13 protein-coding genes and 1 pseudogene are annotated in these 21,389 nt (G+C 44.9%); 1 reads left to right on the top strand and 13 read right to left on the bottom strand.

The window, feature by feature from the left end:
• The 9 genes and pseudogenes from VM932_RS15805 to VM932_RS15765 all read right to left on the bottom strand — a co-directional run.
• Window positions 1–203 (bottom strand): annotated as a pseudogene (locus tag VM932_RS15805) (xylose isomerase); the annotation flags it as partial.
• 29 nt (window positions 204–232) lie between these two features.
• Window positions 233–1,759 (bottom strand): sialate O-acetylesterase, encoded by a 1,527-nt coding sequence (locus VM932_RS15800; RefSeq protein WP_326280109.1) that lies wholly within the window; start codon window positions 1,757–1,759, stop codon window positions 233–235.
• 69 nt (window positions 1,760–1,828) lie between these two features.
• Window positions 1,829–3,925 (bottom strand): alpha-L-fucosidase, encoded by a 2,097-nt coding sequence (locus VM932_RS15795; RefSeq protein WP_326280106.1) that lies wholly within the window; start codon window positions 3,923–3,925, stop codon window positions 1,829–1,831.
• A gap of 55 nt (window positions 3,926–3,980) precedes the next feature.
• The gene (locus VM932_RS15790) at window positions 3,981–4,682 is read right to left on the bottom strand and encodes an LrgB family protein (RefSeq protein ID WP_326280104.1); all 702 of its coding nucleotides are present in this window, start codon (window positions 4,680–4,682) and stop codon (window positions 3,981–3,983) included.
• Window positions 4,679–5,011: a CidA/LrgA family protein gene (locus VM932_RS15785; protein ID WP_326280102.1), complete on the bottom strand. Its 333-nt coding sequence runs from the start codon at window positions 5,009–5,011 to the stop codon at window positions 4,679–4,681. The genes VM932_RS15790 and VM932_RS15785 overlap by 4 nt, the downstream gene beginning before the upstream one ends.
• Before the next feature lie 225 nt (window positions 5,012–5,236).
• Window positions 5,237–7,837, bottom strand: a complete 2,601-nt coding sequence (locus tag VM932_RS15780; RefSeq protein ID WP_326280099.1) for a sodium:solute symporter family protein — start codon at window positions 7,835–7,837, stop codon at window positions 5,237–5,239.
• A gap of 1 nt (window position 7,838) precedes the next feature.
• Window positions 7,839–9,878 (bottom strand): family 20 glycosylhydrolase, encoded by a 2,040-nt coding sequence (locus VM932_RS15775; protein WP_326280097.1) that lies wholly within the window; start codon window positions 9,876–9,878, stop codon window positions 7,839–7,841.
• Between the two features lie 42 nt (window positions 9,879–9,920).
• Window positions 9,921–11,519 carry a sialidase family protein gene (locus VM932_RS15770; RefSeq protein WP_326280095.1) on the bottom strand — a complete coding sequence of 533 codons (1,599 nt, stop codon included), beginning with the start codon at window positions 11,517–11,519 and terminating at the stop codon, window positions 9,921–9,923.
• Complete coding sequence (locus VM932_RS15765) at window positions 11,519–12,685, bottom strand: n-acyl-d-glucosamine 2-epimerase (RefSeq protein ID WP_326280093.1); 1,167 nt, start codon at window positions 12,683–12,685, stop codon at window positions 11,519–11,521. Before VM932_RS15765 ends, VM932_RS15770 begins: the two co-directional genes overlap by 1 nt.
• Before the next feature lie 127 nt (window positions 12,686–12,812).
• Here VM932_RS15765 and VM932_RS15760 point away from each other — a divergent pair, with 127 nt between their 5' ends.
• A complete protein-coding gene (locus VM932_RS15760) occupies window positions 12,813–13,541 on the top strand; it encodes a FadR/GntR family transcriptional regulator (RefSeq protein ID WP_326280091.1) in 729 nt (242 codons plus the stop codon).
• Between the two features lie 307 nt (window positions 13,542–13,848).
• On the opposite strand, the gene VM932_RS15755 is transcribed toward VM932_RS15760, so the two are convergent.
• The 4 genes from VM932_RS15755 to VM932_RS15740 all read right to left on the bottom strand — a co-directional run bounded on the left by VM932_RS15755 (window position 13,849) and on the right by VM932_RS15740 (window position 21,345).
• Window positions 13,849–15,351, bottom strand: coding sequence for a RagB/SusD family nutrient uptake outer membrane protein (locus tag VM932_RS15755; protein ID WP_326280089.1), 1,503 nt, complete (start codon window positions 15,349–15,351; stop codon window positions 13,849–13,851).
• A gap of 11 nt (window positions 15,352–15,362) precedes the next feature.
• Window positions 15,363–18,668 carry a SusC/RagA family TonB-linked outer membrane protein gene (locus tag VM932_RS15750; protein WP_326280087.1) on the bottom strand — a complete coding sequence of 1,102 codons (3,306 nt, stop codon included), beginning with the start codon at window positions 18,666–18,668 and terminating at the stop codon, window positions 15,363–15,365.
• An 87-nt stretch (window positions 18,669–18,755) separates the two neighbouring features.
• The gene (locus tag VM932_RS15745) at window positions 18,756–19,679 is read right to left on the bottom strand and encodes a dihydrodipicolinate synthase family protein (RefSeq protein WP_326280085.1); all 924 of its coding nucleotides are present in this window, start codon (window positions 19,677–19,679) and stop codon (window positions 18,756–18,758) included.
• 772 nt (window positions 19,680–20,451) lie between these two features.
• Window positions 20,452–21,345, bottom strand: a complete 894-nt coding sequence (locus tag VM932_RS15740; RefSeq protein ID WP_326280083.1) for a 3-keto-disaccharide hydrolase — start codon at window positions 21,343–21,345, stop codon at window positions 20,452–20,454.
• Window positions 21,346–21,389: the final 44 nt, after the last annotated feature.

Genomic DNA, 21,389 nt, shown 5'->3' with positions numbered 1-21,389 from the left:
TCTGCCATAAAGTTCAATTGATCGATGGGATCGTCCCCGGCCGATTCCTTGAACATGCCCAAATGCGGTGCATATTTGAGTTGAAAATCATTTTTGACCAATGGATAGGTATTTTGCGATTCCATTGCAAATAATGGAGCCCCTCCCAATCCAATTGCTGTGGATGCGATGATTTTGTTTCTAACGAATTCCCTACGTTTCATCTGTTATTCATTTTTATCGTCGTGGATATTTATTTTACACTCACTTTAAACGTGGATGCGGGAAGCTGCCCAGCATTGACTAGGTTGGCATCCGTCCAAGGTTTCCACGCATAATACAATTTTTTTGGTTTTTGTGGGGACGGAATGACAATTCTGTCCCTTTCATCAATGAATGCCAGTATCGGCGACTTACCATCCAAGGAAAAGCCCCGTGGAGCTTCTCCATCCGAAGTCGTCAAACCCTTGCCATACCGAAAGGTAACAATAATGTTCCCATTTTTGTACTTTGCTTTTTTGGGCAATGGGCCGGAAGGCACTTCGTCGTGGCCATAAACGGTTGAAAGGGCCCACCGGGCAAGACGCTCGCCCACTGCCTTTTTGTTTATTGGGTGCACGTCATGTCTGGCGCCTATATCACTTGTCACGGCCATCCCTGAATTTTGTATCCTGTCCAATAGTTTTCGTTGTTCGTTTCTAAACTCGGGCCAAAACCTTGACTTATAGTGCACCGTATCAATAGAAGAGAGTTGTGCCCACAGGAACGGCATGTCTGGGTCTTTCCACTGGCGACGGTAGGCTTTGACCATCATTTCTTGCAACTCCCCGTATTCCTCCACACGATCGAGTTCTTGGGCGTTGCTCTCCCCTTGGTACCAAACAATGCCCCTTATGGGCATTTTCATCAATGGTCGGACTCCCGCTTCATAGGCAAAACCTGGTTTAAAGGCATGGTTGGGTCCCAGATTGTCTTGGGGTACATTCTTTGCTCCCCCTACATTTTGTCTGCCCCGTTCCCTGACCCAAACCGGCAGTTCATCATTGTCCAGCCAATTTCCCTTGACTTTGTTTTTAAAGCGAGGGTTACGAAGGAAGGATTTTCGGTCTATGAAGGTTTCTATGGGAGCACCTCCTATGGCCAAATGGATAAGACCAATAGGTACAGCTTCGGTATCCATGATCGTTTTGCCAAAATAATATCCTACTGCACTCATGGTATTCACGGAAGTGCTGTCACATTCTTGCCAATTTCCCCTGTAAAAACCCTCTGGGGTCAATTGACTTGCAATGGAGTCGACAAAAATCTTGTTATAGATATTTTTTCCTGCATAGGTTGGATTGTAGAATCGAAGCAAGGAGTCACCAGCAAACCCATTGGCATTTTTAAAATACATTTCCCGTTCCATGGGCCACTCCATATTGGACTGACCTATGCACAGCCACACATCGCCAACCATAATATTATTGATTTCTATCCTTTTCCCACCATTTACAATGAGTAGGCCCATCGGTTCGGAAGAGGCCTTGTGCCTTTTTAAATACAGGCTCCATGTGGAATCCTTTTCCACGGTGGTTTCTTTGGTGGTATTGCCCAACTTCAGCACAACGGTGGTTTGTGGTTGCCCCTTGCCCCAAAAATGGATGGGACGGTTGCGTTGCACCACCATGTGATTACCAAAAAAAGGGGAAAGGCTCAATTGGGCCAATAATCCTATCGGTAGCATACATAAAGTGAAGGCTACTTTGACTTTTTTTAGATTTTGTAGTAGTTGGGGCATTGTGTATCGATTTGTTTTATTTTTTTGGCTATACCGGTACGCTGAGCTTTGTTCTTTATGTTTCGCCATCTATTGGTTATCTTGGTACGGGTCTTGGGTCAAAACCCCTATTTCGGCAAAAGATGCCCGTGAATCTTTACCGTCGACCCCCAAGGCGCGTAATTTGATGTACCTGCCCTTCGTTGGTTGGAACATAACCTTTTGTTCGATTCTACTATTGACAATGTTACCGAATTCCCCCGATGCCACAGACTGCCAGTTCCTATTATCTTGACTCACCAGAAATTCATAATGGGTAATGATTCCGAACGGATAGCGTTCTTGGTTGGGCCAGTAGGTAAAACCATTTAGCTCATGGGTGCGTCCCAAATCGATTACAACCTCTTTTTGATTAGTCGCCCAAAAGGTTTCGGGATTATCGTCCATCAATTTTATCACCTCTTTTTCTTCCCCGATCGGAAAAACGACCTTCCAATCATTTTTGGCCAGGTCAAAATATTTGACCGCCACGCCACTTCCCTGTCCGTTTTCGAGATTTATCGCAATGGCCTTGACGGTAGTGGGCTTTTCTACCAAAAATGGTACACGATATTTTTGGGAGCCCATGGAAGGCTCGGTACCATCCAAGGTATAGAAAACATCGACCGATCTCTCTGGCACCGAAAGGGAAACAAGCCCTTTACGGTTCCTTGTAATGATGGGATCCACAACTAGCTTAGGTGCACGGTACAGTGCAAGGTTGGACAGCAGAATGGGGCCTTTGGAATCTAAAATGTCTATTTTCACCTTATCCGCCAAAACGGTTTCCCAGCGAAGAATGCGCTTATAGCCTACCGTTGTCTGCTCGTCGAGTATTTTCCATTTTCCATCGACCCTTGCGCTCACGGTAAATTTTTTGATCCGTTGTCCCAAGGAAATGAATTCTTGCAAAACTATCCGGTTTAGCTCGGTGGGTTCATCGAACGAAACTGTGATAGTGGCCCTTGTAATGCCGTCATCGGTTGCCCAGTAGGTATCATTGTTGCCATCCAACATATTTTTGGCCGAATAGTCGGAATGACCTCCTCGCGTGTTCGAAACCTCTATTTTTGAATTATTTGTAAGTTCATGGGCAAAATCTTTGTCGATTTGTTCTTTTAGGGCCATCAAGCGTCTCACATCCTTTTCATGTACCAACCCACGGGTATCCACCGGAAGGTTCAATAGCAAGGCGGCATTTCTACCAATAGCGTTATAGTAAATATCCAGCAGATGGGGCAGCGTTTTCACCTGATGGTCCTCAGCGGCATGATAATACCATCCCGGCCGGATGGAAACATCGGCTTCGGCCGGTAGCCAATGGGTACCATCCTCATGGCCGGAACGCAGCTCAACGTAACGGGGCCAACCGGGATAGATCTCGTCCCTTCGCATGATACTCCAATTCGTCTCATTGGCCCAGCCTTCCTCATTGCCCACCCAGCGTACATCAGGTCCGTTATCCGCAAAGATTACGGCATTGGGCTGCAACTTTCGGATCATGGCGGTGGTCTTTTCCCAATCGTAGTAGGTCTTACTATCGATCTTTCTGGACTCGTTGGCACCTCCATAGTAGCCAGAACCTCCATTGGCCCCGTCAAACCAAATCTCGAACAATTCTCCATAATTGGTCAAAAGTTCCCGGAGCTGTTCATGGAAGATTTTCACGTACTCGGGCCGGCCATAATATGTATTGTTCCGATCCCAGGGGGAAAGGTATAGTCCGAGTTTCAGTCCATACTCTTTACAGGCTTCGCTCAATTCCCTGACCACGTCTCCCTCCCCATTTTTCCAGGGTGAATTCTTGACCGAATGCTCGGTAGTATTGGATGGCCACAGGCAAAAACCATCGTGGTGCTTGGCCGTAAGAATAATACCTTTCATACCGGCATCACGAGCCACTCTTGCCCATTGTCGGACATCCAAATTGGAGGGGTTGAACTGATTTGGTGATTCGGCCCCTGTTCCCCATTCCCTATTGGTAAAGGTGTTCATGTTAAAATGTACGAAGGCATAATATTCCATTTTGTGCCAAGCCATTTGCCTTTCTGAGGGGGTCGGTCCCACAGCTTCGGGCGGGGCAACTGTTTTACAGCCCAACATTACCATTGGAAGAAGTATGTATAGTATGATATTTTTTATTGTCATGTTGTTTTTGTCTTTTGTTTTCAAAGCGTTTGTTTATTAAGTGTGTTCAAGCCAATCATAAAAAATTGAACCCATCCAATATCAAGGGGACCAAAATTGCTGTGACCACGCCGTTTACGCAAATGGCGATACCTCCGTAAGCGGCGGCACTCCTTCCAATATCCAGAGCCCGAGCTGTACCAATGCCATGGGAGGCCGTGCCCAGGGCCGTTCCTATGGCCATTTCACTCTTAATGCCAAATGCCCTTAGAATAGGTACCCCAAAGACATTTCCAAAAATGCCCACGGCTATGACCACTGCGGCCGTAATTGCCGGTATTCCCGAAACCAATTTGGTAGTTTCAATGGCTATGGGCGTGGTCACCGATTTGGCGGCCAATGACCTAACGATGAAACTGGGGGATTCCAACCAGATCAAACTCAACAAAACTATAAATATACTGGAGACACCCCCAATGGTCACTGCGGCAAAAAAGGGTATCAAATTGCTTTTGATCTCATCATATTTTTCATGGAACAATACTCCTAGGGCAACCACGGAAGGTCCCAAAAAAAAACTGATATACCGACCGCCTTGATCATAGGTTTCAAAATCGATGTCCAAAGCCAGCAAAAGCACTATCAGGACCGAAACCGTGATTAAGATCGGGGTGGCCAAGACCCACTTCAATTTCACGTGAACTTTTTGGGCTAAAAAATAAACCGCCAAGGTCAGAAAGATCCAAACCATGGGCGAGGTCAGAAGATATTCCTTCATTTCTCAAGTATTTGTTGGATATATCCGGTTATGATCAGTGTCATGGATGTGCTGACAGTCACCACTAGCGCCAAGGCGCCCCAATGCTCCCTTACCACATCGAAATGGTTCATTAAGCCAACCCCATAGGGCACAAAAAAGAGTACCATATAGTTCAAGAGTTTATCTGCGGCCGGTTTTACCGAATCCAAGCTAATGATCCTTGTTCTCAGAGCAAGGAAAATAAATATCATTCCCAAGATATTTCCTGCAACAGGAAGATGGAAAAGATGCCTTAGGGCTTCGCCCAAGATCAAAAACAACATGATATAGCCGAGGGATTTTAACATTTAAGTTTTTTGTTTTTATTCCTAAAAAGTTTAGACCGTTCCAGATGGTACAATTGTTCCTGTAAAGATGTAAATTTTTAAGGACATCATTTTGGGGTCATTAACAAGGTGTACCCCAGTCGTACCTGTCGACTTTTGTTACCTACCCGTCCAGTCTTCCCTAACCATCCAGTTTGAACGATTGTGAGCTTCCAGTGATAGCCCCTGGCCATACAACACAACTGATCAATGATTGCCCTTGGGTTTAAAAAATAGGCTAAACAGGTATCCGAAAACGAAACAGGAAACCAGCCCAAAGAACGCATACATTAAGAAACTGATATTTGTAAACACACTGATATACCATATCAAAACCGCACTGGCAAAAAGGCCTAAAAGAGTTCCCCTTGCATTGGCCCTTTTGGTCAGCATGCCCAATAGGAACATACCTCCAAGACCTCCAGTAAACAAACCAAGATACCTATAAAACTCATCCCAAAGGGATTTAATGTTGGAATTGGCCATCCAAAGAGCCAGTAACATTCCGATCAGTCCGGTAAGAACAGTAACCATTCTAGCGATACGCAATAAGCGTTTATCGGCCACATCCCTTTTGAACCGTTTGTAGAAATCATTGCAAAAGGCAGTGGAAACGGAGTTCAGGCTGCTACTGATACTACTCATGGCTGCAGAAAAAATACCGGCCACCAAAAGTCCCGATACCCCTACAGGCAATTCCTTGACAATGTACATTGGAAAAATGGAGTCGTTATTTGAAATGGTAGGGGACAAGCGAGCTGGAAATTCAGAATAAAAAATGAACAGCAAAGTTCCAAGGCCAAAGAAAATAACACTTGCCGGCAAGGTCAATATGGCATTGGTGTACAGCGTTTTTTGGGAATTCTTCATATCCGTACTGGTTAGATAACGCTGAACAATGGTCTGATCGGTTCCCTGGGTCACCATGGCCGAGGCGAGCCCACCGATGGTCACTACCCAAAATGTGGCTTTGGTAAAATCAAGATCCATATTGGCTACATTGAATTTTTGCTGTGCAGAAGCATAGCCAATCATGTCTCCAAAGGAACTTTCCGTATGCAACATAATCCATATAACGGCCAGAACACTTCCACCGAGCAGGACGATGACCTGCAGAACGTCCGTCCAGATCACGGCCTCGATTCCCCCGAAGGCGGTATAGGCAATACACAACAAAGCCATCATTAGAATGCTGGTTTCAACAGGAATCCCCGTAACTATGGAAATGGCCAATGAGGGCAACAAAAGCACAATACCGATACGGCCCAATTGAAACAGGATAAAGGACAGGCTACCAAAGGCCCTAGCCGTGTAATTAAAGCGGTCCTCCAAAAATTCGTAAGCCGTGGTAATCTTTAAACGATTGAAAAAAGGAATGAACACCAGGGAAATCAAAGGTGTAATGGCTATGGCAGCCATATTCAACATAAAAAAGGACCAATCGGTGACAAATGCCTTCGCCGGAATGGCCATAAAGGTAATGGCACTCAGCAAGGTTCCAAAAACACTGAGGCCACTGGCCCACCATGGAATCCGCCCCCCACCGACAAAGTAATCGTTCGTGGACTTTTGTTTATAAGAGAAATATACCCCGATAAGCAAGGAAATCATAAGGTAGCCGAACAGCACGATATAGTTAATGGCACCGAATGCCCGTACCGCCTCCCCTTCCGTAATTTTCTGCACCCTGGTGGTGCGAATTCCAGGCGATACCTCCCCTGAGACCATGAACACATCTTGGCCATCGGCAAAGGATAGGGCGGTAACGGGCAAAGGTCGATCAAGCGATTCATATTCAAACCACTTGCCAGTAATGGTATTGTAGGACAGTACCCCGTTCGAAAATCCAGGATGATCCTTTAAAATTTCGTCCCGTTCCAACCTTAGGGCATTTATAATGGAATCGTTCTGCACTGACTGCATCCGTAATGCAATTGCTTCCAATTTGTTGAAAAGCACTTCATCGGAGCCCCCATAAACCATAATATGCATCGACCCCACCGACCTCCCATAGGCCCCCATCAAAACCTTGGGAGTACCACCGATCTGCAGTTCCCCTAGCTCTTGCCATTCTCCCGTAAAAAGATCATAGGCCAAAAATGTCCTCAATGGTATGGATTTTTGTCCCTTCCTTTGATTCCTTCCCCCTATGACAAATAATTTTCTGGAATGTTGGGTGTCCTGTACCGCAGCCACATGCAGGGCCCTTGGTTGTCCGGGGAAATCCGGTAATTTTTCCCAGGATTTTGTTGCTAGGGACAGCCTATAAAAGGAATTGGTGCTTCTTAGGGCATTCTTCCCCCCTATAACGTAAACATAACCGTTTTCCACTACTGCAGATGAATAGGCCAAGGGTTCGGGAAGCTTTGGATAGTCTGTCAAGGTAAAAGACTCCCCTCTTGGATCAAAACTCAACAGAAGTACCTGACTGGTGCTCCCTTGCGCATTCTCCCCTCCTATCAAAAGGATACCCTCGTTCAGACTGACGGATGACCCATAAGCCAAAGGCAGGGGCAATCTCTGTGATGCAAGTTTCCACTGCTCCCCCTTGAGGTAATAAATGGCGTCACTCCAGACTTTTTTTCCACCTTCCCAAGGAAATCCATCGGGAAAATTGGCCCCACCTGCTGCAATCAAAACCCCATCTTGCTTGCCCCCCATCATACCGGCAAAACCGTTTGAGGTCTCTAGGTCTGCACCCGACAAGCTAGGCAGTTTTTCCAGAACAAGTTTTTGTTGATGCTGTCCCCTACACAGACCAGAGATACAACACAGGGCCACAAGAATAATCCACCGTATAATTGTCATACTATTCCGTTTTAATTGCCAATCTATATTTCAACCCTTCGGCCTCTCGGATTCCATCGGCGGTTTCCCGTATAGGTATACAGCTAAACATCCATTTCCAAGAAGGCTTGCCAAAGGGTATCTTCAATATTATTTCATTCCACCCTTTTTTTAATGGGATTTTTGTCGGTTCACGATAAAAGTAGTCTTCATCAAGAAAAGGAATTTCTTCCGATTGGGCAGTTATGCCCGGTTGTTTCCATTGTGGGGGATCAATTAGGGTTCCATTTACCCATATTCCCGGTTGGGTATTATGCCATTCACCCTGTTGTGGAAAAGGGCCTCCTCGACGCCCTCCCGATCTTGACCAACCATGGAAACCCACCCAAAAATCCTGAACACGATGATCGGGGGAATATATTTGGGTGGTTGCATAAAAGGTCCCACGTTTTGCATCGGTAATCGATGGAAATCCAAAAAAGTGCTTCAAATGTATGGTTCCACCAAAATAAGGTCCTTCCCATGTAAACACCCTACCGTCAACCCTGTATTTTTTCTGTATGCCCGTTTCCACTGGAAATGACGTGGAGAAATCACCGCCATGATCAAAAGGGCCTATAATTTGCCATGGGATCCCAGAATGGGAAACATAGGGAAATTCCTTCTTTGCAAAGAACAATTCCCGATGCTTGATCACCTTTTCCTCGAATTGTTGGAAGGCAACATAGGCCGGTGTACCTGCTTTGGGCAACACTGTCCAATACTGCTTGTCGTACCCGGGCCTACCGTTCCAAATGGCATCCGCATAAAACACCATGGAAGGATATATAGGGTTTTGACGTAAAATATCGCGTTGGTCGGACACATTGTTATCTGGCCATGCACACAATATCCCGCCCAATGCAATAGTATCTCCCCTGACTTGACGGCATGGCTGTTGAAAGAATAATCGAACCATTCCTGCCAATGGATCGAGATGGTTGATATAATTGGCCCTGGAGTCAATAAATTCCCTGCCTTTTGTTGGCGGATGCTGCGCCCATAATTGTTGAATAGTGACGATATCTTCATCCAATTCGATACCCTCCTTCCAAGTTATGACTTTTCGATTATGTTCTTGGATATGGCGGGCAAGGGTCTCTATAAATTCGATGGGAACTTCTTCCGTCCTATTTCTCACCTCATCCGTGCCCATGTGTATGTATGGCATCTCATCGGCATCGGCCAGTGCCATGAGTTCATCGAATAAGTCCAATAGAATGGACAATACTTGGGGGTTGTTCATTTTACTGAAACCAAAGGCCCTCCGGAACGCTTCCGTATGACCAGGTATGTCCAGTTCTGGAATAACGGTAATGTTTCGCGCTTTGCAAAAGGCCAAGATTTCCTTAAAATCCTCCTGAGTATAATATTGGCCAATATCTCTTGAGAACGCGTCATCCGATTGTAATTGTGGATATTTTCGGCTTTCCAACCGCCATCCCGGGTTATCCGTTAAATGCCAGTGGAAAATGTTGTATTTGTAATTGGCAAGTACCTCGATCTGTTCCTTCAATTGATCTACAGATTGAAAATTTCTCCCCGTATCGTGCATGAAACCCCGAACCTCGAACGAAGGCCAATCCTTGATGTCCACAACAGGCAAATGTCCTTTGTTGCCCTCTTTTCGGAAGAGCTGCTTTAAACTTGCGATAGCATAATAGGCTCCCGCTTTCGAATTTGCGGAAATGGTCACAGCACTATCTATCCTAAGCATATATGCCTCATCATTGGGCCCGATGGTATCATTCCTCAGTAGGTTGACAGCGAGCCCTTGGGCATCATTCCCAATCCCATTGCTCTCTAAAAATTCATTGAGTATAAGGCCTTCACGGGGAAAAGCGACGGATTCCATGTAGAATCCATCAAAGGTAAGAACACGATCTCCATACTCCACATGCTTTGGGGTGGGGATTATGGGATATTGGTGTCCACCTGCGGTTGTGGACGATTGGCCATGCACTTGGCTGATCGAAACAAAACAAAGGCAGACCACCCAAATCCAGTCTAAAAACCTTGTCATGATATGGGTCGGGGGGAATAAAACTAAATTCATCATTACGTTTTAGGAACCAATTAAATCACTCAATGGAATTTTTTGGAAATATAGTTCCCTTGTCCCTTCATAGAGAATTCCTAAGTGATTTTCATCAATCATCGAAAGACAGGAATACCCATAGGTATCATCGGCATAGAGTTCGATTTGGTGCTCCTCGGGCCAGGTCATCCCCAAATCAAAACTTGTCTTTACCGTAATATGATTGCGACGGGTCTTTGAGTCTGGATTTGAAAAAAACAGTAGTTTTCCCCGTTCGGGATGTTCATGGGCAATGATACTTGCCATACAATTGGGTTCGATCAAAGCTTTTCGGGAAGTCGGGTGTTCGATCCAAGTTTTCCCCATATCACGGCTTGTTGCCACCGACCTGCCGTTCAGACTGTCTTTTCGGTTGGCCCTGTTTCTATCGTCGCGCATATTGAGCATAAGGACCCCTTGGGAGACTTCCACTACCTGTGCCTCCGTGGTCTCCGATTTCGCACCGGTCCCCACTTGCCAGGATTTGCCATTGTCGTTACTGTAAATGATCGTTGAATGTGGTACCCTTTCGGCATCCTTAAATTGGGCAGGAAATACCAAGGTGCCGTTTTCCATGGTAATCCCTGCACCAGGACCATTAAAGAATAACTGCCATTCGGGTTGTTTGGTCATCTTCGTTATATTGATCGGGGACGACCATGTCAACCCATCATCCTCACTTTTTACCAGCATAAGTTGACCTGTCTTGTCGGGGGACATTCCAGGTTCAGAGGCATTCCAAGCTCGTTCCCCCGGATACCCATGAAGCCAAAGAGCGGCTACCCAAATGGTGTTTGTCCTGCGGTCTACCAGCACAGCTGGATCACCAATACCGTTTTGGTCCTCTGGCAATCCATCAAACCCGCCCATATCCATGATTACCTTCATCGGCTCCCATGTCTGTCCACCATCGGTACTTCGGCTCATACCCACATCGATATCCTCTTGTAGGTCCACTGGGTCGTTATAACGGTTATCGTACACGGCTATCAAAGTACCCTTATTCGTAGTCGCAATTCCAGGGATTCGATAGGTGTCGATACCGTCCTGACCTTTTTGCCTAAGAGCAATGCCAAGGCGTTGTGGCCTAGGTGCGACTTCCATACCAACGCCTAGCTGCGAACCATCGGAAAGCGTCACATTGGTTAATTTCACACCGATTTTTCCAGTTAAATCGGGACTTTCATTCAAGCTAACGGACAACCAGAAGTATTGCACACCTTGTGACAAGGACTGGTTTGCATTTACGGAGAACCTTGGCGCCAAGTCCGTGGTTTTTCCAACCACCGAAGCATTTTCGAAGTCGTCCTCAGTGCCATAAAACAAAGTAGCCATGGCCAAATCTCGAATATCCGTTGTACCCTCCAAAGAAAATACAAATTCTTTCGCGTTCAAATCCTTGGGCGTCTTTGGCACGTTCAGCTCGATTTCGAGGACTTTATTCTTATCCTTTCCTGTCAACACAGGCAAAATAGGTTGTTCCGCCTTTATTTTAATGGCATGGTTTTGATTGGTACTGCATGAGAGCGCCACAACAACAATGAGCCCCATAAAGATCTGTTTGAAAATGCGATTGGTCATATTCATTAAACTGTATTTTTGTTTTCTATTTTTTCAAATGTTTTCCAGCATTGATAAAGGGCACGTGGAACATGGAAACAGCCTTTCCACTTACCACCTTTCAATGTTAAATGAGGACGCCCCTGCCTATTTAAATAACCGAACCACTCACCATTGACCGGGTCGGGGAAATGGGTCCATGTATATTGGTGCACCTTTTCATACCACGCCCATATTTTTGGACATTCAGTAAGCTGGTACATTTTGGCCAGGGCCACCAAGGCCTCCAAATGCACCCACCATAATTTTTGATCGTGCTCCAACTGTTGCGGCGGATACCCCTTGGCATCCATAAAGTAAAAAATTCCACCGTATCGGTCGTCCCAACCAAAATCCAAAAGACGTAAAACCGTTTCCTTTGCTCTTCGTATCAAGGCAACATTCTCTCTACGGACTCCGATATCAGCAATAAACCACATCGCTTCCAGGCCATGTCCGGGATTGATTAAGCGCCCCTCAAAGGAATCATTCAACGTTCCATCCATATTGACATTTTCATATATGAGTCCAGTATCCTTTTTCAAGAACACCCCCATCACTTCATCGATACACGTATCCAGGGTGTTTTCCACCTGATCGGGTTGGAGTACGGGTTCCAACTCCAAAACGAGATTGGACAAGATCATGGGCAGGGCAAAATTCTTCAATGCCCTTACACCGGTACTTTTTTCGTAGATTCCCTTGGGATCTGTACGCCTCTTCAAGATGTTGCCGTACGTAAGCTTGGCAATATCCGCTGCCTCTTGATCCCCCGAAGCCTTGGCGTATTGGGCAAAAGCCATGGCCGCAAAGCAATCTGAAAAAATATTGTAGGGCCGAATTAGTGGACGACCTTCACAAGTCAGTGAAAAATAAAAATTTCCCTGCTCATCCCTGGCGTATTTTTTAAGGAACTGTATTCCAGATTGGGCAATGCCCAACCACGCCTCCCGGCTTTCCAAATTAGTATAGAGCATGGAAAAAAGCCATACCTGTCTTCCTTGCAGCCAGACAAATTTATCCTTATCGTAAACCTTGCCCTTTTGATCGAGACAAGTAAAATAGCCTCCGTTTAACAAATCAAGGGAATTTTCCTCCCAAAAAGGAAGGACATCCCCCAAAAGCGCATCTTTATAAATAGTTGAATAATTCATATTATGTATAACATAATACAAATGTACATAAATTTTGAATATATTTGCACTACGCTATGAAAGGAATTATGTTTATTTTTCCACCTAGGATAACCTAAATGCTCTGAGGGCATCAATTCATTAATATATGAAGCAGTTAAAGAAATTAAAGCCGGTCGACACCCTTTCCTTGGTAGATAAGGTTGAATTGAGCTTACTGGAGTTTTTTAAAGAAAATGGGTTGGGGCCCGGTGATCCCATTCCCAAAGAATTGGATTTCGCCAAAAGTCTCGGTGTCAGCAGAACAGTGGTAAGGGAAGCCCTTTTGCGGTTGAGGACCCTAGGGCTTATCGAATCCAAAAAGCATAGGGGCATGATATTAAAGCAGCCCGATATCATCAATAATTTTGAGCGTATCATGGATCCCACCCTATTGGGCACCGAAACCTTAAAAAATCTCTTTGAACTTCGTTTGATATTGGAAATGGGCATGGCCGACTTTCTTTTTGAACACAAAACAACCAAGGAACTTGATGAACTGGAGGCAATAGTCGAGGAAGAAGAAGCTACCAGTACAGGTAAAATTCGATTTACATTGGACAAAGAAGTGGCCTTCCACGGCAAACTCTATCAAATTTCAAAGAACGACACTCTTCAGCGGTTCCAAGGTCTTTTGCTGCCCGTATTTGAATATGTTTACTTAAGGGATACCGAAAATCGTGATCTAGATGAATACCACTACACCAAAGGTACCTTTGTGACCCACAGAATGCTTTTGGACAATTTAAAAATAGGCACTCCCGAAACTTTCAGGAATGCAATGAGACGCCATCTTGAACCTCATTTCGACCATATCTTCAAATACCAGAAAAAATAACATTTAACCAACTTCAGGGCCACCACACCATAAAGTCAGGCAAGCCAAGGTTTTAACGTTTATTGGAAATCTTGGACAGCTATCCTGACACAGGCTGGGTCACAATCCTTTGGTATTTTCGCAATAAGAAACAAAAAAGGACATTGGGCACAATGTACTTAAGCATTAATCCACGGAGTTTGTATACCTTATTATGGGCTGGACGAAAAAGAGGGGCTGAACATGTCAGCCCCTTGCACTTGAATTAAATAAAATTGCAACTAAACTCAATAACTAACTCAAATAAAATTTGTGTTCAAACACTATGTTACCAACCCTGGGTTTGATCCAACAACGGATTCCTACCGATCATGTCGTCCGAGATCGGCAACAATAACTTATACTCGTCTCCAGGATTGAGAAAGCCTACGTTCTCAATGACATAACCATCACCTGCACGCCTCAAGTCCCACCAACGTTTCCCTTCTGCTATAAATTCCTTATATCGTTCAGTCAGGATCGCATTGGCATTATCTGTCTGGCTACCATTAACGTAGGCATGGATACCTGGATCATAATCCGCACCATAAGCCCTTTGGCGTATCTGGTTGATCTCATTCGAGGGATCTTCTCCCAGATGGTTTTTTGCCTCGGCCAACAGCAATAGCACATCGGCATACCTATACAAGGGAACATCGTTTTCAAAGATGCGTTCGGTACCATCCACTCTACCCAAAAACTTGTTCAATATGGAACCGAAATAGGTCGGTTCATTATAGGTGGGATATCCAACACCGCCATTATCATCGGTATACAACCTTATAAAAGTGGCGTCCTTTCTATCGTCCGCGTTGTCATCCAAAAGCTGAATGGTCTTTTCGGATTGCCCATACCTATTGGCCCCGGCAATGATAAAATCACTCATTGACTCGCCCGAGGCGTTGAATTGGGGATTGATTTCCGTTGTTCGGCCCGTAAAACTATTATAGATATTGGATGCTTCGTCCCTTTGATACTGAAGTGCAAAAATAAACTCACTGTTGCCCTCGTTGGGTACCCCCCATAAATCATCGATGGTCGGTGCCAAGCTTACATCCATGGTCGCTATCTGTTCCAGAGCGTTTTTCGCCTCGCTAAAGTCAGCATTGCCGCCACCCATTAAATTACCGGACCAGATATACACATCTCCCTTAAGCGCCAAGGTCGCCGCTTTGCTCCAGAAGTTTCTATTGCCTTCCCAGAATGAACTGTCCGATCCAAAGGCGGACAAAGAGGCTTCGATATCATTTTTTATCTGATCCATCACCTGGTTCTGTGGAGATCTTTCCCTGCTCAAGCCATTAGGGTCGACATTGGACAAAGGCTCCAAAATAATGGGTACATCACCCCAGGTTTTCAACAAAGTATAATAGTACAATGCCCTTAAACCATAAGCCTGCCCCATCAAATGCTTCTTATCGTTTTCATTGACAAACGTTATGTTCGGCACATTGGCCAAAAAGTCGTTCACCCGATGTATTTGGGTGTAAAACCCCGCCCATCCACCAAAGGGAGCAGTTGATGCGGTAAAACTGGATTCTATCAAAGAAAGATTTGAGGGAGACTCATAGGTTCGCCCACCCCATACATCGCTACGTATTTCACCTAGAAGCCAAAGGTCTCCCGCTTCAGCTCGCAAGCTTGCAAACAGCCCTGTATGTGCCGTTCTGGCACCTTCCTCAGAATCCCAAAATCCTCCCGTGGTCAGTTCACTGGGTGCATCCAGCTCCAATTCGCTTTCACAGGCATAGAAGCTTAATATTGCCGTTATAATATAGATATACTTTTTCATATCACTCAAATTTAAAATGTTACATTAAGTCCGATGGTAATCGTCTTGGGAACAGGAAATTCTCCATACTGTACCCCGCCAACCTCGGGCGTATCACCGCTCATACTTTTAAAATAATGCAAGTTCGACCCAGTGATATTAATACTCAATCTTTTGATGACGTCATTGAAATATTCCGATGGGAAACTATACCGAAGTGTCACTTCCCTTAGGGCCAGGTAATCCCCTTTTTCCCAAAACTGTTCGTTCCCTTCTGTCTGCAGGCTGGCAACACTCTCGTTGCCCCTCCACACGTTCTTGGTTCCGTTCACGAACACAAATCGCGGCCACTCGGTATCCGTATTGTTCGGGGTCCATGAATCAAGAACCTCTGCAGGTTGTGCCAAATTGCCCTGTGTCTGTGCATAGCCCTTGTTCCTGATGTGGTTCCAAACCAAATGTCCGGTGGCAAAATCAGTTTGTACGAACAGGCTGAAGTTTTTATAGGTAAGGCTGGTATTGAAGCCGCCCACAAAATCTGGAGTCGTTCGGCCGATCACTTTCCTGTCAAGATTGTTGATCACCCCATCACCATTTTGATCGACCCATTTTACATCACCTGCCCATCTTTGGTTTCTACTTGCCGCAGGTGCATACTCATCCGTAATGGCATTGTCCGCATCTGCTTCTGCCTGATTGGCATAAATTTTCTCCTGTTCGAAAGCCACTACAAGATCGCCCCCATAACGTTGTCCTTCCTGCAATCCACCGACCCACTCTTCCTGGCCGGTTTCCGGGTTCCAGATCAAACTCCCCCCTTGCCTATTGCGTTCATTGTCGTTTTCGGGCAAGGCCACCACATAATTTCTGTTTCTGGTAAAAGTTGCGCCCATACTCCAGGTGAGGTCTTCCTTTCTAATGATATCGCCATTGACTTGAAGCTCAAAGCCCCTGTTCCTGTAGGTACCATTGTTGGTCAGAATTCCACTAAAGCCGGTGTAGTATGGCAATGTAAGGCTTGCCAATTTATCCTTGATATCCCTGGTATAGGCATCCGCGATAAGCGATAATCTATTATCGAACAGGGCAACGTCCAAACCGACGTTGAAGGTAGTGGCTTTTTCCCATTTCAAATCAAGGGTGGCCAAGCTCGTATTGGCATATCCGGTCTGGCCATTGTACACCCCTTGGGAGCCATATGAACCGTAGACCCCGTAATTGCTCAATACATCTTGGTTACCATTTACCCCATAGCTCAGCCTTGGCTTAAACTTGGTAATGGTCTTGCCCAATCCAGAATCTTGGAAAAAGTTTTCATTATGGGCATTCCAACCGAGGGAAACCCCAGGGAAGAACCCATATTTATTGTTTCCCAATCTAGAAGATCCGTCATTTCTGAAAGTAAATCCGACCAAATACCTATTATCGTAATCGTACAACAATCTACCAAAAGTCGAAGTGATAACGTATTCTGTTTCAAAACTATACGGTATCCCGTTGGCTTCCGCCCCGGCATTCAGGGTTTCTATCAGATCCGTTGGGGAGTTTCGCGTTCCTGCGGATGTCTCAAAAAAGTTATCCTTAAAGTATTCGGCACCGATCAAGGCATTGACATTGTGGAGACCAAATCTTTTTGTGTAATTCAAGGTTCCGGTAATTTGATTCCTCAAAATTCTGTCCAAACCGACCGATGCCTCCCTTGCCGTGCGCAATGGCCCCTCGGTACTTCCGGTCCTAAAGGCCCGGTTAAAGCTCTCATTATGATTGTTGATTGCAAAATGACTGCCGCTCAAGGAAAAGCTCAGGTCATCCATAATATCCCAGTCCAGACCTACCGAAAGCTGAAGACGCTGCTCCAAGTTCTTTCTCACAAACTTATCTTGATAATACAGTGGATTACCAAATCCTTGGTTTTGGCCTACCGCATACTGATCGGAAAATGTTCCGTCAGGATTGCTATCATAAGTCCTTGAAGTAGGGGCCTGTCCTTGAAACCTCCTAAATACGGTATCTTCACTTCCCAAAGGACTTAGGTTTAAATTGGAATGTGAATACAGAATATTGGAATTTACCTCAACATTATCCGTGACCTTATACGAACCGCTGAACTTCCCTGAGTATCGTTTAAACCCTGAACCCAAAATAAGTCCTTGGTTATCCAATAGCCCAAGACCAAGATAATAGGTACCTTTTTCATTGCCTCCATCGAAAGAAAGGTAATGATCCTTGGATTCACTGTTCTGATAAATACGGTCTCCCACATCCTTATTGTCATAAAATATAATCTGTTGGCCGGGATTTAAAATATCCGGAATAGATTGCCATCCGGGCTGATTCAACAAATACTGGTTGTCCGCAGTCAAAAGCTGTGTGGTAAACGGATCATTTGTTGTATTGTTACCGGTCCCCGCACTTTGGTTACCATCCAAGAAAGCCCCAAAAGCCCCTGGATTATTGGTAGCCTCCCTGAACCACGCAATGGATTGCCTATTATAGTTGATATGGTCTGCCGCGCCAAGATATTGCTGGTCATTACGCTCGTTATTGATACTGTATCGGTACTTGTAATTGATGGAAGACCTACCCGCCTTACCCTTTTTGGTTGTTATCAAGATTACCCCGTTGGCGGATCTAGCTCCGTAAATGGCCGTTGCAGCGGCATCCTTTAGTACCTCCATCGATTCAATATCGTCGGAATTCAATGCATAAAAAGAACTGGGCACTCCATCCACCAAAATCAAGGGTGCATCATTTCCACTGAAATTGGTACCCCCGCGCAGTACAACTTGTGGTGTGGAGCCGGGTTGACCAGATGTATTGGTCACCCGAAGCCCAGCAACGGTACCTTGCAATGCCGTAGCAGGGTTCGACCTGGTCGCACTTTCCAATACTTTGGTGTCCAGTTTTGACACCGAGGAGGTCAGGGTGGACCGGGACTGACTTCCATAGCCCGTCACCACAACTTCATCCAACACCGCAGTACTTTGGCCCAAGGTCACATCAATGATCGTTTGATTGGACACCTCCACTTCTTGTGTGGTGAACCCAATATAACTGAAGACCAAGGTGTCGCCAATATTGGCCTCAATGCTATAATTTCCATCAAAATCGGATTGTGCACCATTGGTGGTTCCCTTGACTAAAACGGTCGCGCCCGGAAGTGGCACACCTTGTTCATCGGTAATGGTACCAGTAATCTGGGCGGTCTGGGCATACACCGTTACCGTAGCTACATTCAACAGCATTAGAAGAAAGAAAAGAATCGATGTCCTATTGCTTCCCAGGACCTTCAGTAGACCCGATGCCGTATTTTGTTCTGCATACTTTGAGAGTTTCATAGATTAAATAGTTTGATTAATTAAGTGTTATGGACAAATATATATATTTATTTGTATTATGTATTACATAATAATTGTTTTTTAAGGTTAAGCCACTGAATCCCCGTAAAATGGCTTTGCCAGATAATCTGAAAGCCCTTCCTTTTCAAAAGATTGGATTGCTTGACGCAACAAGCTATCATTGAATGTCTTGTGTGGAAAACGGCTCGGGCCCATATCCAATCCAAAATAGCGCATAAAGCTTTTGCCACCACCGTGATACCCCCCCAAGGCCTCCAATACCTGGACAAAATGTATGCCCTTGGCTTGAAGCTTCCCAGCAGCTTCCCATAGGTCTTGATTCGCCAGACTTGCGACTTCATGGTAAAGGGGGGCCAAATGATTATACGTACTTCCCACCCATCCTTGGGCATCCATCTGTATACTATCCATGTATTTTTCATCAATACCGAAGAACATGTCTAAGGAGCCATCAACCTTGTCGACACATTGCTTGAAATCTGAGAGGTTATCCTCCGGGTACTTAATGCCCGCAAAGTTTGGAATCTCATCATGGGCTTTTTCTATAAAGCCCAACATTGGCAAACTGACCCTGGTCAGTATAGGGATATGGTAATAATAAAAAGGGATGTTGGGTGCGGCCTGGGCAATTTGCTTGCAATAAAACACCAAATCGTCCAATGTTTTCGGACGAAAATAAAATGGGGGCAGGGCAGCCGTGGCATCCACCATATCCGCACTGTGCCCGGCAAGTTCCACCGCTTCATTGAGATTGTTATGGCCAACATGGTTGATCAAAAAAAGCCCTTCCGACCTTTGTTCCGACCAAGCCGCTATCAATTCCTTTCGTTCCATTGAACTCAGGGCCGTAAAATCCCCTGTAGATCCGTTGACAAATGCTCCCGACACCTTGTTCGCCACCAAAAAGTTGCCATAATCCTCAATTATATCCGTGTTAAGCAACCCGTCCTGATTCATTGGCGCATAGGTTGCCGCTATAATTCCTTTCATAAAATGTATTATGTATTACATAACAAAGTAATTACTTTTTTTGTAACTATTCAAACAATTCCTTGTTTTTATATGTAACAAGATTTTTGTGAACCTCTTCAAATCAACTTTTTGGAGTCCCCGATGATTGCTTTCAACAAAGGCTGAACATGACCTGAAGTTTTCTTTTTGGAATGAATTCCCATGCTTTGATTGCATTTAATTTCAACTGTTCGGATACCTGACTTTGGGGCCCAATGGCGCCTTTTGATCCGTACTAGGAAGAAATAAAGCAGCTGGTAGACCTTATTTATGAAAAAGGTCGTGACAATCAAACATTGGGCAATATATTCAATGGGGCATAGCGGGCAAATGGGATCTCATTTGCAGAGAATGTATCGGTTTTGGCTAACGGGCCTATTAGAGGAACACGCCTAACAAAGTAGCCCTTCTGCACCACATACCAAGCTCCGGTCAATGCTGGTGGGGTATTTGTTTTTTCAGACTATAGATAAAAAAAGCGGAAGAGGTGAAATGTGGAGTAGGAAAATAGTTGAAATGTTTCTATAAAAAAATTGACTATGCACCGCAAGTATGAGCCTTCTACCTAAACGCTGGGTCCCGCTATTCACACTAGTCCCGGGGGATATGGGACAAAAATACCAGCATGCTAAAGCACGCCCTTATGATTTTTGGGCTTTTCAGGTTCAAATTGTCAACGGTACATCAACATTGAATGGTTTGTAATAAAAGGGCAATCAAACCTAGTTTGAAAAAGTGTAATGTGAACAACTTAGTAGACACATTCTGAGTTGTTGGATTTTATATAGTACGATTTATAATTCCTGGCTTTTTTATCCGTACAACCACATAAATCCAACAATTCGATGGACTTGAAATCTATAGGCGCAGTCTCAGCTTGAATTGAAATAAAACCTTCCTTTACGGGTTCCCCTTCCTCATAGGCACTATCAAGATACCCTTCGACCATACCTCCTCCAATGGTGGGCTTGGTATATTCCATCACAACTTTGTTGTCCAGGATATGCCGGATTATCGAATCGCCCAAAACAAGTGCCTCGATGGTTACCCACCCATTGCCATGAAAGGTCCTTGAATTAGAAACAATACAATGGTCCGTGATCAACGAATCTTTCATTGTCACATTGGTTCCGGGCGTACATAGATTCCCATTGGTTCGATCATGCGTACCATCACCTCCCAGCAGTTGCAATTCCAATGAAATTGGGAAGTCCTGTTCTAGCCCCATGGTCTTTGGATCTTGACAATGAAGCATTAAACCATTATTTCGGATGGCCCATGCCGGTCCCCCTGTCATTTGATTCCCTACAAAACGGTAGGTTGCTTTTAGCTTGTAGTATGAAAATTTGTCTTTGTAGAATAAATGGCCAAAAGTACCGTTAAAGGTATCTCTCTCCCGATACCTAACGCTTAAGAGACTGTCCTTGAAGACAAAGGAGTCATTATAATTTTCCCCTAAGGGATAGCCTGTAAATTTAGGTGTCCAATCCTCATAATTGGTCCCGTCAAAAAGCGAGACCCATTCTTCTTTGTTGGAATTATCTTCCTGGGGGGCGCAGCTTGACAATAAAATAATGCCCACAACCCAAACAGGCAATAGTAAAGGTTTAAAAATGGACAGCGTATCAATTGTTTTTGGTTTCATAATAAGGTTGGTTTTGGCTAATGAGAAAAGTTTTATTGAATATC

It is taken from the genome of Flagellimonas halotolerans, from assembly GCF_035818535.1.
GTDB classification, from domain to species: Bacteria; Bacteroidota; Bacteroidia; order Flavobacteriales; family Flavobacteriaceae; genus Flagellimonas; species Flagellimonas halotolerans.
The sequence above is the reverse complement of the archived record's forward strand: the minus strand, read 5'-3'. Positions and strand labels throughout refer to the sequence as shown.

Excerpts from the sequence above, each read along its gene's own strand:
- VM932_RS15745 (WP_326280085.1), bottom strand. The coding sequence starts at position 19,679 with ATGAAAGGAATTATAGCGGCAACCTATGCGCCAATGAATCAGGACGGG.
- VM932_RS15780 (WP_326280099.1), bottom strand. The coding sequence starts at position 7,837 with ATGACAATTATACGGTGGATTATTCTTGTGGCCCTGTGTTGTATCTCT.
- VM932_RS15750 (WP_326280087.1), bottom strand. The coding sequence starts at position 18,668 with ATGAAACTCTCAAAGTATGCAGAACAAAATACGGCATCGGGTCTACTG.
- VM932_RS15760 (WP_326280091.1), top strand. The coding sequence starts at position 12,813 with ATGAAGCAGTTAAAGAAATTAAAGCCGGTCGACACCCTTTCCTTGGTA.
- VM932_RS15740 (WP_326280083.1), bottom strand. The coding sequence starts at position 21,345 with ATGAAACCAAAAACAATTGATACGCTGTCCATTTTTAAACCTTTACTA.
- VM932_RS15800 (WP_326280109.1), bottom strand. The coding sequence starts at position 1,759 with ATGCCCCAACTACTACAAAATCTAAAAAAAGTCAAAGTAGCCTTCACT.
- VM932_RS15785 (WP_326280102.1), bottom strand. The coding sequence starts at position 5,011 with ATGTTAAAATCCCTCGGCTATATCATGTTGTTTTTGATCTTGGGCGAA.
- VM932_RS15795 (WP_326280106.1), bottom strand. The coding sequence starts at position 3,925 with ATGACAATAAAAAATATCATACTATACATACTTCTTCCAATGGTAATG.
- VM932_RS15765 (WP_326280093.1), bottom strand. The coding sequence starts at position 12,685 with ATGAATTATTCAACTATTTATAAAGATGCGCTTTTGGGGGATGTCCTT.
- VM932_RS15755 (WP_326280089.1), bottom strand. The coding sequence starts at position 15,351 with ATGAAAAAGTATATCTATATTATAACGGCAATATTAAGCTTCTATGCC.
- VM932_RS15770 (WP_326280095.1), bottom strand. The coding sequence starts at position 11,519 with ATGAATATGACCAATCGCATTTTCAAACAGATCTTTATGGGGCTCATT.
- VM932_RS15775 (WP_326280097.1), bottom strand. The coding sequence starts at position 9,878 with ATGACAAGGTTTTTAGACTGGATTTGGGTGGTCTGCCTTTGTTTTGTT.
- VM932_RS15790 (WP_326280104.1), bottom strand. The coding sequence starts at position 4,682 with ATGAAGGAATATCTTCTGACCTCGCCCATGGTTTGGATCTTTCTGACC.